At 46.9% G+C, this 17,282-nt stretch carries 9 protein-coding genes; 7 read left to right on the plus strand and 2 right to left on the minus strand.

What is annotated here, in order from left to right; all coding sequences use genetic code 11:
* On the minus strand, positions 1-282 hold a 282-nt coding region (locus KWJ01_RS13605; RefSeq protein WP_224997046.1), incomplete at its 3' end, for a Gfo/Idh/MocA family oxidoreductase.
* 287 nt (positions 283-569) lie between these two features.
* Between KWJ01_RS13605 and KWJ01_RS13610 the strand changes: the two genes are divergently transcribed.
* The 7 genes from KWJ01_RS13610 to KWJ01_RS13640 all read left to right on the plus strand — a co-directional run bounded on the left by KWJ01_RS13610 (position 570) and on the right by KWJ01_RS13640 (position 16,344).
* Positions 570-2,219 carry a DUF6377 domain-containing protein gene (locus KWJ01_RS13610; RefSeq protein ID WP_224997048.1) on the plus strand — a complete coding sequence of 550 codons (1,650 nt, stop codon included), beginning with the start codon at positions 570-572 and terminating at the stop codon, positions 2,217-2,219.
* Positions 2,220-2,748: 529 nt separating this feature from the next.
* Positions 2,749-5,838, plus strand: coding sequence for a TonB-dependent receptor (locus tag KWJ01_RS13615; RefSeq protein ID WP_224997050.1), 3,090 nt, complete (start codon positions 2,749-2,751; stop codon positions 5,836-5,838).
* A 21-nt stretch (positions 5,839-5,859) separates the two neighbouring features.
* Positions 5,860-7,335: a RagB/SusD family nutrient uptake outer membrane protein gene (locus KWJ01_RS13620; protein WP_224997052.1), complete on the plus strand. Its 1,476-nt coding sequence runs from the start codon at positions 5,860-5,862 to the stop codon at positions 7,333-7,335.
* Positions 7,336-7,413: 78 nt separating this feature from the next.
* Positions 7,414-9,168: a glycoside hydrolase family 66 protein gene (locus KWJ01_RS13625; RefSeq protein ID WP_224997053.1), complete on the plus strand. Its 1,755-nt coding sequence runs from the start codon at positions 7,414-7,416 to the stop codon at positions 9,166-9,168.
* Positions 9,169-9,242: 74 nt separating this feature from the next.
* Positions 9,243-10,718, plus strand: coding sequence for a SusF/SusE family outer membrane protein (locus KWJ01_RS13630; protein WP_224997055.1), 1,476 nt, complete (start codon positions 9,243-9,245; stop codon positions 10,716-10,718).
* Between the two features lie 169 nt (positions 10,719-10,887).
* A complete protein-coding gene (locus KWJ01_RS13635; RefSeq protein ID WP_224997057.1) occupies positions 10,888-13,611 on the plus strand; it encodes a glycogen debranching protein in 2,724 nt (907 codons plus the stop codon).
* A gap of 222 nt (positions 13,612-13,833) precedes the next feature.
* A complete protein-coding gene (locus KWJ01_RS13640) occupies positions 13,834-16,344 on the plus strand; it encodes a glycoside hydrolase family 31 protein (RefSeq protein ID WP_224997059.1) in 2,511 nt (836 codons plus the stop codon).
* A 392-nt stretch (positions 16,345-16,736) separates the two neighbouring features.
* On the opposite strand, the gene arr is transcribed toward KWJ01_RS13640, so the two are convergent.
* The gene (gene arr, locus KWJ01_RS13645; protein WP_224997061.1) at positions 16,737-17,156 is read right to left on the minus strand and encodes an NAD(+)--rifampin ADP-ribosyltransferase; all 420 of its coding nucleotides are present in this window, start codon (positions 17,154-17,156) and stop codon (positions 16,737-16,739) included.
* Positions 17,157-17,282 lie beyond the last annotated feature (126 nt).

The following is a 17,282-nucleotide window of genomic DNA, read 5'->3' on the forward strand; positions in this document are numbered from 1 at the left end:
TTCTACCATCACGTGTATTTTCCTGGGCGCACAGGCCCTGACAATTGCAATATGATCACTGATGGCACCAAAGGCAGAAACAGCCTCTGGCTTTACCTCATCCAGCATCTTGTTCAGGTTGTTAAAAAACAGCTTCTGGTCAATGTTGTATCGCTTGGCATACTTGTTCGCCAGCGCCTGATCAGTCTCATAAATTCCTACCAGAACATTGTCACTCTTACCGGAGCGGTTAAAAAACCAGTCTACATGACCATGACTTAAACCTGCTATTGCTATTCTCATAGGTGATTGGGCATAGGTTTGCGAGAAGAATAAAAGACAAACGAGGGATGCAAAAAAGTACTTCATGTTTTCAACGACAAAAAAAACAGTTGCTATAGGGTAAGCCCAATTTAGTAAAATTTAAGATGGGAGGAATTGATAAAGGAATTGATTACGGTCTATAAGCACTGCTATTTGTACTATGAAAAGTGAAAATCAATGGCAATTCCACTAATAAAGCTTAGACTTTGAGAAGATTTCAAATAGAGCTAATTTACAGAATTCACAAGTTTAATGAACTTAAAAAAATGAACCACAAAGGGATTTTGTTAATCCTCCTGTTCTTTGCGAATATACCTGCTGCCTTGTATGCCTCACCAACAGACAGCCTGCTCCAGGAGCTAAGCAGGCTGGTTGAAAACAGGGAAATCTACATGGATGAAAAGCAGGATAAGATTGAGCAGATCAGGAGCAGACTACAGAGAGATAAACTTTCCCTGCAGGAGCAGTTCGCTGTTTATCAACAACTCCATGAGGAACACAGAACCTTCAAATACGATGAAGCCTTTGCCAATGCTGTTACACTTCAGCAGCTGGCAGCGCAGCTCAATGATACCGTCAGGGCAGCTTATGCCAAGTTAAGATTAAGCCATACGCTGCTTTCTTCAGGGATGTATAAGGAGGCGATGGATTCCCTAACCACTGTTAACCCTGTGGGTTTGCCAGATAGCATTAAACTTGACTATTATGCTCTGATGGCCCGTGCCTATTATGACCTGTCGGGCTACACACAGGATCCCTATTTTTCACCCCGTTATATCAAAACCGGAGAGCAATATGTGGATTCCGCTCTGGTACTCCTTAGCACTGATAACCAGCGTTTTTATACATTAAGAGCCATGAAGCATGAGGTTGCTCAGGAGCCTGATAAAGCAAAAACTGATTTCCAGACGATTCTGGAGAAATTCAACCCTTCCCTCAATCAATATGCCATGGCGGCAAACTCGCTCGGTAATATCTATTACAGAAAGGGAGATAAAGAAAAGGGTATAGAAATGATGGCCAGAGCGGCAATTGCAGATGCAAAAGCCTCTGTAAAAGAAGGTGTTGCACTTATGACACTGGCTGAGTACCTCTATAATAATGGCGAAGAAGCAAGAGCTTATGAATATATCAAGCAGGCTTTGAGAGATGCTGATTTTTATGGCGCCAAACAGAGAAAAATTCAAGTGGCTGCAATTTTGCCAGTTATAGAAGGGGAGCGGCTTGCAACGGTAGAAAGCCAGCGAAGCCGCCTGTTGATGTATGCTATTGCTGTATCGGTCCTTTCGCTGCTGGTTGTGGTATTTGCCCTCATCATTTACAAACAATTTAAAAAGCTGCGGCACACACAAAGCGTTGTATCAGAAGCAAACGCTAGCCTGCAGAAGGTAAATGCTGAACTACATGAAACTAATGCTGCTCTCCATGAAACAAACGAAAAGTTGCTGGAAGCAAATAAAATCAAAGAAGAATATTTTAGCTATTCCTTTAACATTTATACAGACTATCTTGAAAAGATAAGCATGCTAAAGCAGGGCGTCCACAGAAAGCTAATGTCAAGGAAATACGATGAGATCAGTCACGTGATGGATTCCATCAATCTGAAGAAGGAGCGGGAGAACCTCTACCATGGCTTTGATAAGATGTTCCTGAAGCTGTTTCCTAACTTTATTCCTATTTATAACTCTTATTTCAGGGAAGAAGACAGATTTAAGCTCGAAGATGATCAGACACTAAGTATAGAATTAAGAATCTTTGCCCTGATCAGGATGGGCATTCAGGACCATGAGCAGATAGCAAAGATCCTGGAATATTCAGTAAGGACCGTATATAATTACAAAACTAAGGTGAAGAACAAGTCGCTGCTCTTAAATGAAGAGTTTGAGCAGAAGATCATGGATATCAAAGCCTTCTAATCTTCAAATTTCTCCTGTAGTACCCGCATATTTTCTCCCCCCTCTGAAGCCGCTTTTTTAGTTTTTTGAAAGCAGATCATTAAGGCTTGTTAAGTTATATTGTACCTATTGCTCTGGACTTTTTCTCCAATCGATGCCTTCCTGAGCAAACTTCTACTGGCTGTGGAGGTGCGGAAATATATAGTGGTTAAGGCATTCTTTTGCTGTTGTTGACCTCATCCAGACTGCCATACAGCTGCGAAAACAAGCAAAACTGTTTACTTTTTCAGTTACCTGCTGTAAGTGGCAAAACCTCCCTGGAACGGCAGAATAAGGCTTTTTGATCTTTCTCTGGCTCTGTTTTATTTACTTTTCTATTTCCTCAAATTGATGTTGCGCCGGAATCTTACCAGTTTTGATTCAATCGTTTGCAATGGCATGTAAACCGTTTGAGGAGGAGCCTCTGTACTTGGCCGCTGCTTATGCAGTGAAATACAGAAGGAGCATGCCTCCCTACACCAGAAAGATCAAAACCAATCTCTTATACAGTATGAACAGATCTATACCCAGAATTTTACAGCAGGAGCTTCCCTGGTGGGTTCGGCAAGTGGTACACCAGGCCTACTCCCGAACCGTCGTCCTGACCTTTACCTTGTTCCTGGCTTTACTGCTGGGCGCCCTTCCCCTGTGGGCGCAAAACACAACCATCAGGGGTACTGTAACAGATGAAAATGGAGAAGGCTTGATAGGTGCTGCTGTACGGTTGAAAGAAGCCGCAAATGTGGGTGCCGTAACCGACCTGGATGGGAATTACCTGCTAAGTGTTCCTGAGGACTATAAGAACGGAACAATCCTTATCTCCTTCCTGGGATATGTACAAGAAGAGGTAGCAATCGGAAACCAGTCAGTTATAAATGTGCAGTTATATCCTGATCTGGAAACTTTGGGCGAAGTAGTCGTGATTGGCTACGGCACGCAGGAAAAGAAAGACGTAACGGGTTCTATCTCATCAGTAAAAGGAGATGAACTTAAATCACTGCCGGTGCCCAGCATCAGCGATGCCTTGCAGGGGCGGTCTTCGGGGGTGCAGGTGGTATCGACCGGTGCACCAGGCAGCGACGCCACGTTCCGGATAAGGGGTACAGGCACCATCAACAACAGTAATCCACTGCTTGTGATTGATGGCGTGCCCACACAGTCAGGACTCAACCAGTTGAACCCAAATGATATTGCTTCTATAGAAATCCTGAAGGATGCCTCTGCCGCAGCTATTTATGGCTCCAGGGGTGCAAACGGTGTAGTGATAGTTACCACTAAAAGAGGAAGCTCTGACAAAGGCCAGCTGACCATAGATGTGTACAGAGGTATTCAGCAGGCAACCGGCACCTACGACATGCTGAATGCAGCACAGTTTGCAGCCCTGCATAATGAGATGATGGAAAATAACGGGCTTGAGCAGAATCCTGCGTTTGCTGATCCTTCATCCCTGAGCGAAGGCACCAAATGGCTGGATGAACTACTGCAGACGGCACCTATGCAAAGCTATTCTGTTTCCTACTCCGGGGGTGGCAAAAAATCTAATTTTTATGTGTCCGGCAATGTATTCGATCAGGAAGGAATCGTGATTGAAACTGGCTATAGACGATATACTTTACAGCTGAATACAGATACCCGTGTATTTGACCGCCTGAAATTTGGCAATAACCTCACCTTAAACCATGATATTAAAGAAAATGGTAGCTACAGCATCCGGAATGCTATGGCGGCATTGCCAACGCAACCCATCTTTAATGCAGATGGTACCTACGCCGGACCAACCGCCCAGCCCTCGTGGGCAGGAGACATCAGGAACCCAATCGGAGAGGCCAGGTTGGTAGATAATGCCACGAAAGGCTACAACCTGATTGGCTCCATTTATGGTGAACTGGATATCCTGGATAACTTAAAGTTCAGAAGCAACGCTGGCTTGCAGGCGAACCTATGGGATTCCCGCACTTGGTCACCTAAATACAACTGGCAGCCAACACCAGAGCCGGAATCATTCCTGTTTCAGCAAAGCAATAAAAGCATTACCTGGCTGTGGGATAATACCCTTACCTACGATACCTACTTCAATGATGTACACCATATCACAGCCCTGATTGGTACAAGCGCGCAGAGCAACCGCTTCGATTTCATGAATGCATCTGTAAAAGGTTTTGCCAGCGACAATACACAGCAACTAGGCAATGGTACTATTCAGCCTACCATTAACGGCAGTGCATCGGAATGGTCACTACTCTCCTTCATGGGGCGTATTAACTATGCATACCAGGATAAGTACCTCTTAACCGCCACCCTTCGCAGAGATGGTTCTTCCAGGTTTGGTGAAGGCAATAAGTGGGGTATGTTCCCATCCGGTTCTGTTGCCTGGCGGATCTCTGAAGAGGATTTCCTGGAAGATCTGCAGTTTGTCAATGATCTGAAATTAAGAGCAGGATATGGCATTACAGGTAACCAGGAAATTGGCAACTACAACTTTGCCTCTGCACTAAATACAATCCAGTACAACTTTAACAATACCATTGTGCCTGCAGTGGTTCCGGTAGTAATGCCTAACCCTTTTGTGCAATGGGAAACCGTAGAACAGATGAATGTTGGTATAGACGCATCGTTTTTTAAAAACAGGCTGGAGCTTACCCTGGATGGTTATATCAAGAACACAGATGATATGCTTGTTCCAATGGCAGTGCCTGTTTCTACAGGATATTCTGATGTGTTTGTGCCTTCCATCAACGCCGGTAAAATACAGAATAAAGGCATAGAGCTAGCGGTTAGGACGGTTAATACCACCGGCAAGCTTGCATGGAACACAGATTTTAATATATCCTACAACAAGAATAAGGTAATCAGCCTCAACGATACTGTTCCAATGTCAACCGGTGGCATAGGATTCAACTATAACCTTGCCCGCATACAGGCCGGACGCCCCATCAATGAGTTCTATGGCTATGTAACCAATGGCTTGTTTCAGACAGAGGAGGAGGTAGAGAACTATGCTATTCAGGTGCCGGGTGCCGATCCTTATAATCGCACCTCTGCCGGTGATATTCGCTTTCTCGACATGAACAACGATGGTGTTATCAACGATGAGGACCGTACCTTCCTGGGAAACCCGAATCCTGCCTTCATCTTTGGTATGAACAATAACTTTACCTTCAGGGGATTTGATCTGGGTGTTTTCCTGCAGGGCGTTTACGGAAATAAGATCTTTAATGCTAACCGCATCTGGTCTGAAGGCATGGCCGTAGCGCAAAACCAGACACTGGAGACCATGAACCGCTGGACAGGCCAAGGTACCAGCAACAGCATGCCGCGTGCTGTATTCAACGATCCGAACAAAAATACACGTGCCTCTAACCGTTACATCGAAGATGGTTCTTACCTGCGTATCAAAAACGTAACCTTTGGCTATACGCTCCCCACCAGCCTGATTCAGCGTGCTAAGCTTTCTACAGCAAGGGTGTATGCCTCTGCACAAAACCTCTTCACCTTCACCAATTACCAGGGAATTGATCCGGAGGTGCCGGTAAATGGTATTGACCTGAATTTGTACCCGATGATGAGGACGATCAGCGTTGGCGTAAATCTTGGCTTTTAATCACATAATGAAGAAACTGTCATGAATACTATCAAAAAATATATAAAAACACTGGCACTGGCGGTAGCACTCATGGGTTGCGAGGATTTTCTGGATAAAGCACCCCTGGATACCATCAACACCTCCAACTTCTTCCAGACAGAAGCAGATGCCATTGCAGCCATCAATGGAGCTTACCAGCCCCTCCAATGGCCTAAGCTGTACAACATGCGCATGTGGACCACCGATATTATGGCCGGTAACAGCATTGTTGGTGCCGGCGGCGGTGATGATGGACGGGAGACACAGGATAATGCCAACTTTGTCACCACCAGCGACAATCCCGGGGTGCTGGATTTATGGCGTGGCCCAGCGCCCGGTATCCTTCGTACTAACATCATCCTGGAGCAGGTGCCAGGCATGCCCATAGACGAAGATCTTAAAAACCGGATCATTGGTGAGGCCAAGTTTTTAAGAGCACATTATTACTTCATTCTGGTACGTTTTTTTGGGGATGTACCACTGATCACTACACCGCAAAGTCCCGGAGATGATCTGCGGCCGGCACGTACCTCTAAAGAGGAAGTGTACAATCTCATCATTAGTGACCTAACAGATGCCATAGATCTGCTTCCTCCAAAATCCCAATATACGGGTGCAGATGTTGGCCGGGCCTCTAAGGGCGCTGCTGCAGGGATGCTGGCTAAAGTACACCTTACCTTGGGCAATTGGCAGGAGGTGCTGGATTTAGCCAACCAGGTAGAGTCGCTGGGATATGCCCTAAACGATACTTACGCAGATAATTTCAATCCTACCAACGAAAATGACCAGGAATCGCTGTTTGAGGTGCAATATGTTGGTAAAACCAGTGAAGATTTCTGGAGCAATGAGAACCAAGCTTCCTGGATAAGCCCTTTTACTGGTCCGCGCAATGCCAATATGGTGGCAGGTGGATTTGGCTGGAATCAGCCAACGCAGGAGTTTGTAGATGCTTATGAAGAAGGCGACCTGCGTAAAGATGCGACTGTGCTCTATGAAGGAGGTCCTACCTTTGATGGAAAAGAGTACAAAGCTTCTTATTCCATGACTGGTTACAACCTACGCAAGTTCCTGGTGCCCATGTCTGTGGCCGAATCTTATGACGCCAGTCCCCTGAATTTTCCGGTGCTGCGCTATGCCGACATACTGCTGATGAAAGCAGAAGCGCTGAACGAACTGGGCAGAACTGCAGAAGCGGAAGCCCCACTAAATGAGGTGCGCAATAGGGCAGGTCTTCCAGATGTGAGCGGCCTCTCCCAAAATGAATTCCGGGAAAAGGTATTGCATGAGCGCCGGATGGAGCTGGCGTTTGAAGGACAGCGCTGGTTTGACCTTATCCGGGTAAATGGAGGGCAGTATGGCATAAACTTCCTGCACTCCATCGGCAGGCTGAATGCCACAGAAAATCATCTGCTGTTCCCAATTCCACAGAAGGAGCGGGATACAAACCCTAACCTAAGCCAAAACCCAGGCTATTGATTTGAGGGAAGAAACAGGATGCTTCAGGATTCAGAGATCCTGAAGCTCTATAACTCCTCTTTTATAAATAAAATTGAAATGAAGATAAGATACATAGGTGCCTTTATGCTGTTATGGCTGGTATTTACCGGCTGTAAAAAAGATGCTGTAGCACCCCAAACACCAGGTGGTACGCCTGCTGCAACAAAGCTTAGTATTCAAACAGATCAGGCACGCTATCATCCGGGCCAGGAAGTGTTGTTTACCATTAACCCAAGTGCTCCTACTGGTGCCATGGTAAGATACAAGTACCTGAATAGTGTGGTAGGGGAGTCCGGCCTGAATGGCAGCAGCTGGCAATGGACGCCTCCTGCCGATGATTTTAAGGGCTACATGGCAGAAGTATACCAGAAGGTGGATGGTCAGGAGCAGATACTGGCAAGTATTGGGATTGATGTTTCCTCCAACTGGACCAAATTTCCCCGCTACGGATTTCTTTCAAAGTTTCCTGATATGAGCGAGCAAAGCGTTGGGGCTGTTATAGATAACCTAAACCGCTACCACATCAATGGACTGCAGTTCTATGACTGGCATTATAAGCACCACCAGCCGCTGGCAGGTACGCCGCAGAACCCTGTGCCGATCTATCAGGACATCATCAACCGCGATATCTATTTTGCTACAATACAGAAATACATTGATGCGGCACATAGCAGGAATATAGAGGCCATGCAGTATAACCTTGTTTTCGGTGCGCTGGATAATGCCGCACAGGCAGGAGTAGCAGCTGAATGGTACCTTTATAAAGATGCCAACAGGGATAGCAAGGACAAGCATCCGCTGCCGCAACCACCTTTTATTAGCGATATTTTTCTGCTGAATCCTGCTAATCCTGCCTGGCAGCAATACCTGGCAGGCGAAAACAAAAAAGTGTACGAAGCACTGCCCTTTGATGGTTTCCATATGGACCAGCTGGGGAATCGCAACACCCCTCTTTATACCTGGGAGGGGGCATCGGTAGACCTGGCAGCTACCTACCAGCCACTTATTGAGGCAGTAAAGGCAGCGGCACCGGAAAAGTACCATGTGATGAATGCAGTGAGCCAGTATGGTCAGGAGGGTATTGCCCAGGCACCAACAGACTTTCTGTACACCGAAGTATGGAGCCCTTACGATGGATTTGCAGATTTAGGGAACATCATCAAGGACAATAACACCTTCAGTAATAACACCAAAAACACAGTGCTGGCGGCCTATATGAATTATGATCTTGCCAACAATGCAGGTTATTTCAATACACCAGCTGTACTGCTGACTGATGCGGTGATTTTTGCCTTTGGTGGTGCTCATCTGGAGCTGGGAGAGCACATGCTGGGCAAGGAATATTTCCCGAACAGCAACCTCTCTATGAAGGAAGATCTGAAGAAAGCCCTGACGAACTACTATGATTTTATGGTGGCTTATCAGAACCTGCTGCGCGATGGCGGTACTTTCAACAATCCGCCCATTAGCAACTTCGGTCAGATCAGCCTGAACCAGTGGCCGCCACAACTGGGACAGGTTTCGGTGGTGGGAAAGAGGGTGGGAAACCGGCAGGTAATACATCTGCTAAACTTTACAAATGCCACCACCCTTAACTGGCGGGATAATACAGGAACACAGGCTTATCCGCAAGCAGTAAAAGATGTAGGGCTGAATTTAACAGCAGACGGGCAGGTGCGGAAGCTGTGGTTTGCCTCTCCGGATTTCAATGGGGGTGCTTCTACCGAACTGCCGTTTACACAAACCGGCAACAGGGTAACGTTTACACTTCCTTCTCTGCAATTCTGGGATATGATAGTGGTAGAATATTGAACAAGCAATAGATCATTCCCCCTTTCCATGGCTCTGAAAACCAGTTAGCAACATGAACCAATCAGTTAGATACTATGAAAAATAAAGTTTACAGTATAGTAAAGAGCTTAAACGTACAGTATGCTTTAAGCAAAATGCTGTACCTGATGGCGGCCCTCCTGGTGCTGTTCTCCGCTTGCGAGGAGGATGAGATTACAGTACCGGTGCTGAACAGAACACCTGCGCTTACGGCATCTGCGGAAAGCCTCCAGCTAAAGCAGAGCCAGGCAAGCCAGACAGCGCTGTCGTTCAGCTGGACCCCCGGTTCTAATCAGGGTACCAACGCAGGCATTGATTATGTGCTGCAAATTGACGGAGCTGGCGGGACTTTCGAAAGCCCCGTGGAAATCAACGTTGGCAAAGGCAAATACACAACATCCTTCAAAGTGTCTGATCTGAATGCATTTGTGAAAGAACAGCTACAGATGCAACCCCATCAGCAGGGAACGCTACAGGCGCGTATTAAGGCTGTAGTGTTAGGAACCGAACTAGCGCCCGAGTTTTCCAACCCTGTTACCGTAGCACTAACCCCATATGAGGAGGTAACAGTAACACTGTACATGATAGGAGATGCAACACCCGGGGGCTGGAGTGCAGATAATGCTACTGAACTTACAGTAGATGAGAACGACCCTACCATTTTCCGCACACAGGTGCAGCTGGTGCCCGGGGAGTACAAATTCATAACCACCAGGGGACAGTTTCTGCCTTCCTATAACAAAGGTGCCGGTAACAACGCCTTAGTGTATCGTACATCAGATGATCAGCCTGATGATAAGTTCAGAATAGAAGAGGGTGGCTTATATAAGGTCACTGCAAATCTCTCTGACCTGACTGTACTAACGGAACAGATGGAAGGGCCTCCTTACACCCAGCTTTGGGGAGTAGGCAGCGCCATGCCCAATGGCTGGGATCTGGATAATGCAGCCCCACTGGTACAGAGCGAGGCAGATCCATTCATCTTTACCTACACAGGGATGCTGATGGCAGATGGAGAGCTGAAAATAGCCACGGCAAAAGACTGGGGAGCTTTGTTCTACAGGCCTACCGTAGCAGATGCGCCCATCACACATACAGCCGTAGAACTCTCTGCCGGAGATCCTGACAATAAATGGAAAGTAGCTGAGACCGGCTATTATAAAGTGACCATCAACCTGAACAATTTGACCATAGCTATCGAGCCTGTAAACCTGTACCTGGTGGGTGATGCCGGCCCTAACGGCTGGAATATTGACACGCCAGCACCCATGACAAAGAACGGCAGCATTTACACCTACACAGGTCCACTTACCCCTGGTGAATTGAAAATTTCCAAGTTTAAAGGTGGCTGGTGTGGTGGTGAGTGGATCAACTCAGCTACAGCAGACCAGGCGATCACCAATGGGGCCTATATTACAACACAAGGCTGTGATGGGCCGGACAACAAGTGGCGGGTAACCGACTCCAGCGCGGGGAACTATTCAATTACCATAGATCTGGCTGCCGGCACCATGAATGCCGTAAAGCAGTAGTTCTTTTGGCAAAACATACATGAATTGATGATCATGGTCTCACTGTCGGTGGAAGCAGTATAAAGCTTTTACTGGCAGTTAAACCCTAGCCAGAACCTGCTGGGGACTTACAGATAGCTAAATCAGGAGGGGAGAACTCTTCGATGCAGCCACAAACATGTTATACTTTATGAAAAATGTTTTTGACAATCTTAAAATAAGCATCCTCGTCTCCTCCTGTCTGGGTGTTTTAGCGTGCTGCCAGCCGCCGCAGGAAAGTGACAGGACGCAGGGGCAGCCGCTCTGGTCTTCAACAGAATATGCGATCTACCCGGATCGTGTCGTGCAGGAGGGATTTGATGCACAGGCCATTTCAGGTACGGAGATGACTTCCAGCTACCAGAGCCAGGCTAACAAGTACGTCTCTCCCAGGATAGATTTCAAATTCAGCATCAATGGCAAGGACAATGAGATGCCCTCCGGACAGGATCATCATTTCAGCTGCTTTGCCGGGGAGAGTGGATGTCAGACACCGCTGATTAAATTTGGGCAGCAGTTTAAAGACACCACGCAGGTGCCTGCAGGTACCTACCTGGAGCAAAATACCCCCCTGACCATCCGGCTCGATATGCGCCATGTTTTTGACGCCTTTAGCAAGCAGGGCTTTTACCGGACCCACAGCGGTGAAAAAATATATGAGGAAGATTTCAAGGGTGTTTATGTCGCAGGTGGTACCGCTCCGATGGTGTGGGATTTCGACAACCTGGCCAACTTTCCGCAGCTGGAGATGAAAGATCCGGATGGGGACAGGATCTATGAACTCACACTGCCCATGAATGCACCTGACCAGAAAAAATCTACAGCAGTGCACTGGAAGCTCTCCAGCGATATCTCCTCCTTACCCAGGTACAGCTCTCCTTATCCCCTGGTGAATGCGCTATACAATATGTCGCTGGAAGAAATGCTGCTCGATATCGAAGCTGACAGTACCTTTCGCACCGGCAAGGAGTGGGCAGGGGTTTGGACACGGGATATCAGCTACAGCATTATACTGGGAATGGCTAATCTGCAACCCAGGGTCTCGCAGAACAGCCTCATGCGTAAGGTCAAAGGGGGTAGGATCATTCAGGATACCGGCACGGGAGGCGCCTACCCGGTTTCTACCGACCGTATTGTATGGGCATTGGCGGCCTGGGAGATCTACAAAGCTACAGGCGACGAGGACTGGCTGGCGCAAAGCTATCAGATCATCAAAAATTCCCTGGAGGATGACTTTAGGAATGCCTACAACCCGGAGACTGGACTGGTGAAGGGGGAGTCGAGCTTTCTGGACTGGCGTGAGCAAACCTATCCTGACTGGATGCAGCCAGTTGATATATACGAATCTGAAACGCTTGGTACCAACGCTGTGCATTATGGGGCTAATAAAGTGCTTGCCCAGATGGCAGCAGCCATGCGTGTGGATATCACGGCTGCTAAGCATGAAGCGGTAGCAGCCAAAATAAAAGAGGGGATGAATAAACACCTCTGGCAGGACGATAAAGGCTATTATGGCCAGTACCTCTACGGCAGAAACTTCAAGACCCTTTCGCCACGTGCCGAAGCCCTAGGCGAGGCTTTAAGTGTATTATTTGATGTGGCAGACGCATCGCGTCAGCAGCAAATTGTAGAGAATACGCCGGTGACTGAATGGGGAATCCCTTGTATCTACCCGCAAATTCCCAACATACCACCTTACCACAACAACGGGGTGTGGCCCTTTGTACAGGCCTTCTGGTCACTGGCTGCCGCTAAAACAGGTAATGAAGCGGCACTTACTGAAAGCCTTGCGGCCATTTACCGGCCTGCTGCCCTTTTCCTTACTAATAAGGAAAACTTTGTGGCCAGCACCGGAGATTTCGCCGGTACCCAGATTAACTCCGATCGACAGCTCTGGAGTGTGGCAGGCAATATCGGCATGGTATATAAGGTATTCTTCGGCATGGACTTTCAAGCGGATCAGCTTCGCTTTGCACCTTTTGTGCCACAAGCATATAAAGGCCGGCATCAGCTCTCGAATTTCAGGTACCGCAATGCCGTGTTGGATATCGAACTGGAAGGCTGGGGGAACAGCATTCGTTCTATTACCCTGGATGGAAAAGAACTGCCGGATGCAACAATCACGGGCAATCTGGAGGGGGTTCATCAAATCAGGATTATTCTTGCTGATAAGGTAAGTGGACAAAGTGGAATTAATAAACAGACACACTATGTTTCTCCGGAGGTTCCTAAAGTAACCCTGGCTGCTGATGGACTTAGCTGGCGGCCTGTTTCAGGAGCTGTTCAGTACTTAGTCCTGAAAAACGGGAAGAGGATTACTCAAACTACATCTAACCAGTCGGCTGTATCAAAAGACGTTTATGGAGAATACCAGGTAATCGCAGTAGATCAACAGGGGGTGGAGTCATTTGCAAGTGAACCTGTAGAAGTAGTACCTGTCAATACCAGACTGGTATATGAGCTGGAAACTGTGACTGGCAAAGCCGCGCAGCCATACAAAGGTTTCTCTGGAGAGGGATTTGTGGAGGTGAGCAAAAATAAGAACAGGCAGCTGCCCATGTCTATCACTATTCCTGAAGATGGTCTCTATGCAATTGACTTTCGCTATGCCAATGGCAATGGCCCTATCAACACGGAAAATAAGGCGGCCATTCGTACTCTGAAGCAGGGTAATGAAGTGATCGGCACACTTGTGTTACCTCAGCGTGGTACGAATGAATGGTCTGACTGGGGCTTTACCAACGCTGTAGTAGTACCACTTAAGAAGGGTACGCATACCTTATCTCTGACTTTCGAAGAACCTTATAATGAAAACATGAATGGGGAGGTAAATGAAGCCATGCTTGACTACCTGCGCCTGACAAAACTTAAGTAGTGTGTGGTTTAGGGTGGTGATAGCGGGTGTATGCCTGCTACTGCCTTCCATATTTAGAAGGATTAGGTTTAAAAAGAATAGGAGCTTGAAACAGTAGGGCTGGCGAAAGTGGAATAGGATGTGCTATGGAAAGCGCTCCGGCTCATACACCTCCGGTTAACTCGCAGCTCAACAAACTAAACCTCTACAGTGCTGAATGAAATCAACACAAATTTTTCCATCATGAAATACACAATACCTACTGTTCTGCTATGCCTTTGGTTCTCCATTGCTTTTGCACAAAACAATCAGCAGGAGAAAGGCCCTGGTACCTGTTCAACCTATACCATTGAAGGCAATAAGGTAACCTTTGGGTGCGAAGGAGGTGCCGGAGTTCAGCTTTCCTTGCTTAGCAAAAGTGTGGTAAAGGTTTGGTACGAACCTAGTGGTAGATTTAGTCGTTCGAACGAATCTTTTGCCGTGATCAACGAACAGCTGGAAGAGATGGGGCAGCTCCATGTAGAGGAGCAGGCACAGGCCTTTGAGATCTTTACAGATTTTCTGCGCATTCGGGTGAACAAAGCGCCCTTCCAGTTACAAATTTTTGATAAATACCAGAAGTTGCTGCTAAGTGATTATGGGGAAAAAGGCTTTGTGCAGAGGGGAGAACAGCTGTCCTCCTACAAAAGCCTGCGCTCCGATGAGCAGTTCTTTGGCCTGGGCGAAAAAGCCGGTCCTCTGAACAGGCGTGGAAGGGTATACAAAATGTGGAACAGTGATAAGCCTTGCTACAGCACTACAGAAGATCCGCTGTACAAAAGCATTCCCTTTTTTATCAGTAACTACAACTATGGGATCTTTTTCGATAATACTTATAAAACTGTTTTTGACTTCGGCAAAACATCAGACGACTACTATTCTTTCTCGGCTCCCGGTGGCGAAATGCTTTACTATTTCATGTTTGGCAGGGACTATAAAGAAATCATTGGAAGCTACACCCAGTTAACCGGTAAACCCATCATGCCTCCCAAATGGGCTTTTGGCTTTTCCCAGAGCAGGGGCCTGCTTACAAGAGAGGATCTTTCTCTCGAAATTGCAAAAGGGTACCGCGACCGCAATATTCCCTGCGACATCATTTACCAGGATATTGGCTGGACGCAACATCTGCAGGATTTTGAATGGAGAAAAGGCAATTATGAAGATCCGAAAAGAATGCTTATAGCATTAGCCGAAGATGGGTTTAAGGTAATTGTTTCGCAGGACCCTGTGATCTCCCAGGCAAATGTTAAGCAGTGGCGGGAAGCAGATTCCCTGCAATTTTTTGCGCTGGATGCTCGTACAGGCAACTCTTACGATATGCCCTGGCCCTGGGGCGGTAACGCCGGCGTGGTTGACTTTACCAAACCAGCCGTAGCCGATTGGTGGGGTCGTTATCAGCAAAAGCCTCTGAACGATGGCGTAAAGGGGTTCTGGACTGATATGGGGGAGCCAGCCTGGAGTAATGAAGATGCACCAGATCGCTTGTTCATGCAGCACCACCTGGGCATGCACGACGAAATCCATAACGTCTATGGCCTTAGCTGGGATAAGGTAGTGAAGGAGCAGTTTGAAAAGCACAATCCCAATCAGCGTATTTTCCAGATGACCAGGGCTGCTTATGCCGGGCTGCAGCGTTACACCTTTGGCTGGTCGGGCGATGCTGGCAATGGTTATGATGTAAATACAGGATGGAACCAGCTGGCTAACCAGATACCTTTAAGCTTGTCTGCGGGCATGGGGCTTATCCCGTTCTGGTCGTGTGATATTTCCGGCTATTGTGGAGACATAGAGGACTATGAAGCACTGGCACCGCTTTACACTCGCTGGATACAATTTGGCGTATTCAACCCCTTAAGCCGCGCACATCACGAAGGCAATAATGCAGTGGAGCCATGGCTATTTGGTCCCGAAGCAGAAAAGAGCGCCCGCAAGGCCATTGAGCTGAAGTACCAGTTATTTCCCTACATCTACACCTATGGCCGTGAAGCCTACGACACAGGTTTGCCCCTGATGCGTGCTATGCTACTGGAGTACTCCGATGATGAGGAAGCAGTTGCTGCCGAACATCAGTTCTTGTTCGGGAAGGAGCTGTTGGTGGCACCGGTCGTGAAGAAAGGTGCCCTTACCAAAGAAGTTTACCTGCCGGATGGAGAGTGGATAGATTTTGCGGATAAGAAAACCCATTATCAGGGTTCGCGCAGGATTACCTATAATGCTCCCCTGGATGTAGTTCCTGTTTTCGTGAAAAAGGGGTCAATCATTCCTATGATGCCAATAATGCAGTATATCCATCAAAATCCGGTGTATCCTGTACATCTTGAAGTGTTCCCGGCTGCTAACAACCAGCAGGCTACCTTCGTGCTTTATGAAGATGATGGCGAAAATAATGACTATCAGCAAAATATTTATTGCAAAACGATCTTCAGCTGCCTTACAAAAGAAGAGGGCTATGAGTTTACCGTGGCAAAACGTGAAGAACAGGGATATGCGCCAGAAGGGAAAAGAAACCTGCTGATAAAGCTGTACCTACAGGAGAAGCCTAAAAAAGTACTTGTAAATGCTGCTAAAGTGAATAGTACTAAAGCCGATAAACTCCTCTCTGCGGTTGATCAGGAGTTTGATAAATCCAGTTGGAGTTGGGATGCAGCTAAAGGTATTTGCTATGTGAAAGTGCATGATAGAGGAGAGGAGCAAAAGGTTCAAATACTAAAATAAGGATCAATCCCTTGTATAAATACCGATAGCTCTGTTTCACTTGCCAATCGGAGCTAAGTCTGGAACAAGATAAATAGCTTACATAGCCTGCCAGTTTTCTTGGTTGGTTTACTGGTATATAGGTCGGTTTCAAAGGGGTTTGTAAGCTATTTTTAGGTGAGTAAGTCGGCTGTGGTATTGCCACAGCCGATATTAAGATCAATCTGCGCTACAATTGAATTTAGGAAGTGTATCAGACTATTTTACATGGCATAGAATCAGTTGGCTTCCTGCCTCTATCGGGTTCAGTTTACGTAGCAAGTTTGTTCCCCCGAGCAGTAAGTATTCAAACAACAGGGATTAGCTAAGGGCCAAATGTACCAAAGCTTATACAGTGTTGTTAGTTCGTTGTTTTAGTCTTCGATTGCCTCAATACCTTTTCGCTCAAGCTCCTCAAGATGCTTTCTCATTGCTTTGAGTTCCTCGGGTAAGTGTCCTTGCCAAGCAGTTACCTCTCCAATAATTTTTAATGGATACAGAGAACGGTACGATTTTGTTGGATTGCCTGGAAATTTCTTGTCCGTCAAGTTTGGGTCGTCCTCAATTGAACCGGTTGGCTCAACTATATAAATCCTTTCACGCCCTTCACCCAAGGCAAGTTCAGCTCCCCAAATAGCAGCGTCCAGGGTAGCTGTAAGGTAAATGTATTTCGCCTTTTTCTTTTTGCCGTAGTTTGAGTTGAAGCCAGCTTGGATCAAGTCGCCTACATTTAGATTAGCTTTGGTGCCGTGATAGAACGTCTGTGAAAAATCAATTGTACTGTTTCTTCCCATGGATTCTTTATTGTTTTGAATACCGTTTACCCTATGTTGGAATTGTCCGTAGCAACGAAGCTGCCCTACATCCACCTACGAGCTGCGTAAAATCTTCTCTAACTTCTTGCCCTTCGCCAATTCATC

This window comes from Cesiribacter sp. SM1, from assembly GCF_020178975.1.
GTDB lineage: Bacteria > Bacteroidota > Bacteroidia > Cytophagales > Cyclobacteriaceae > Cesiribacter.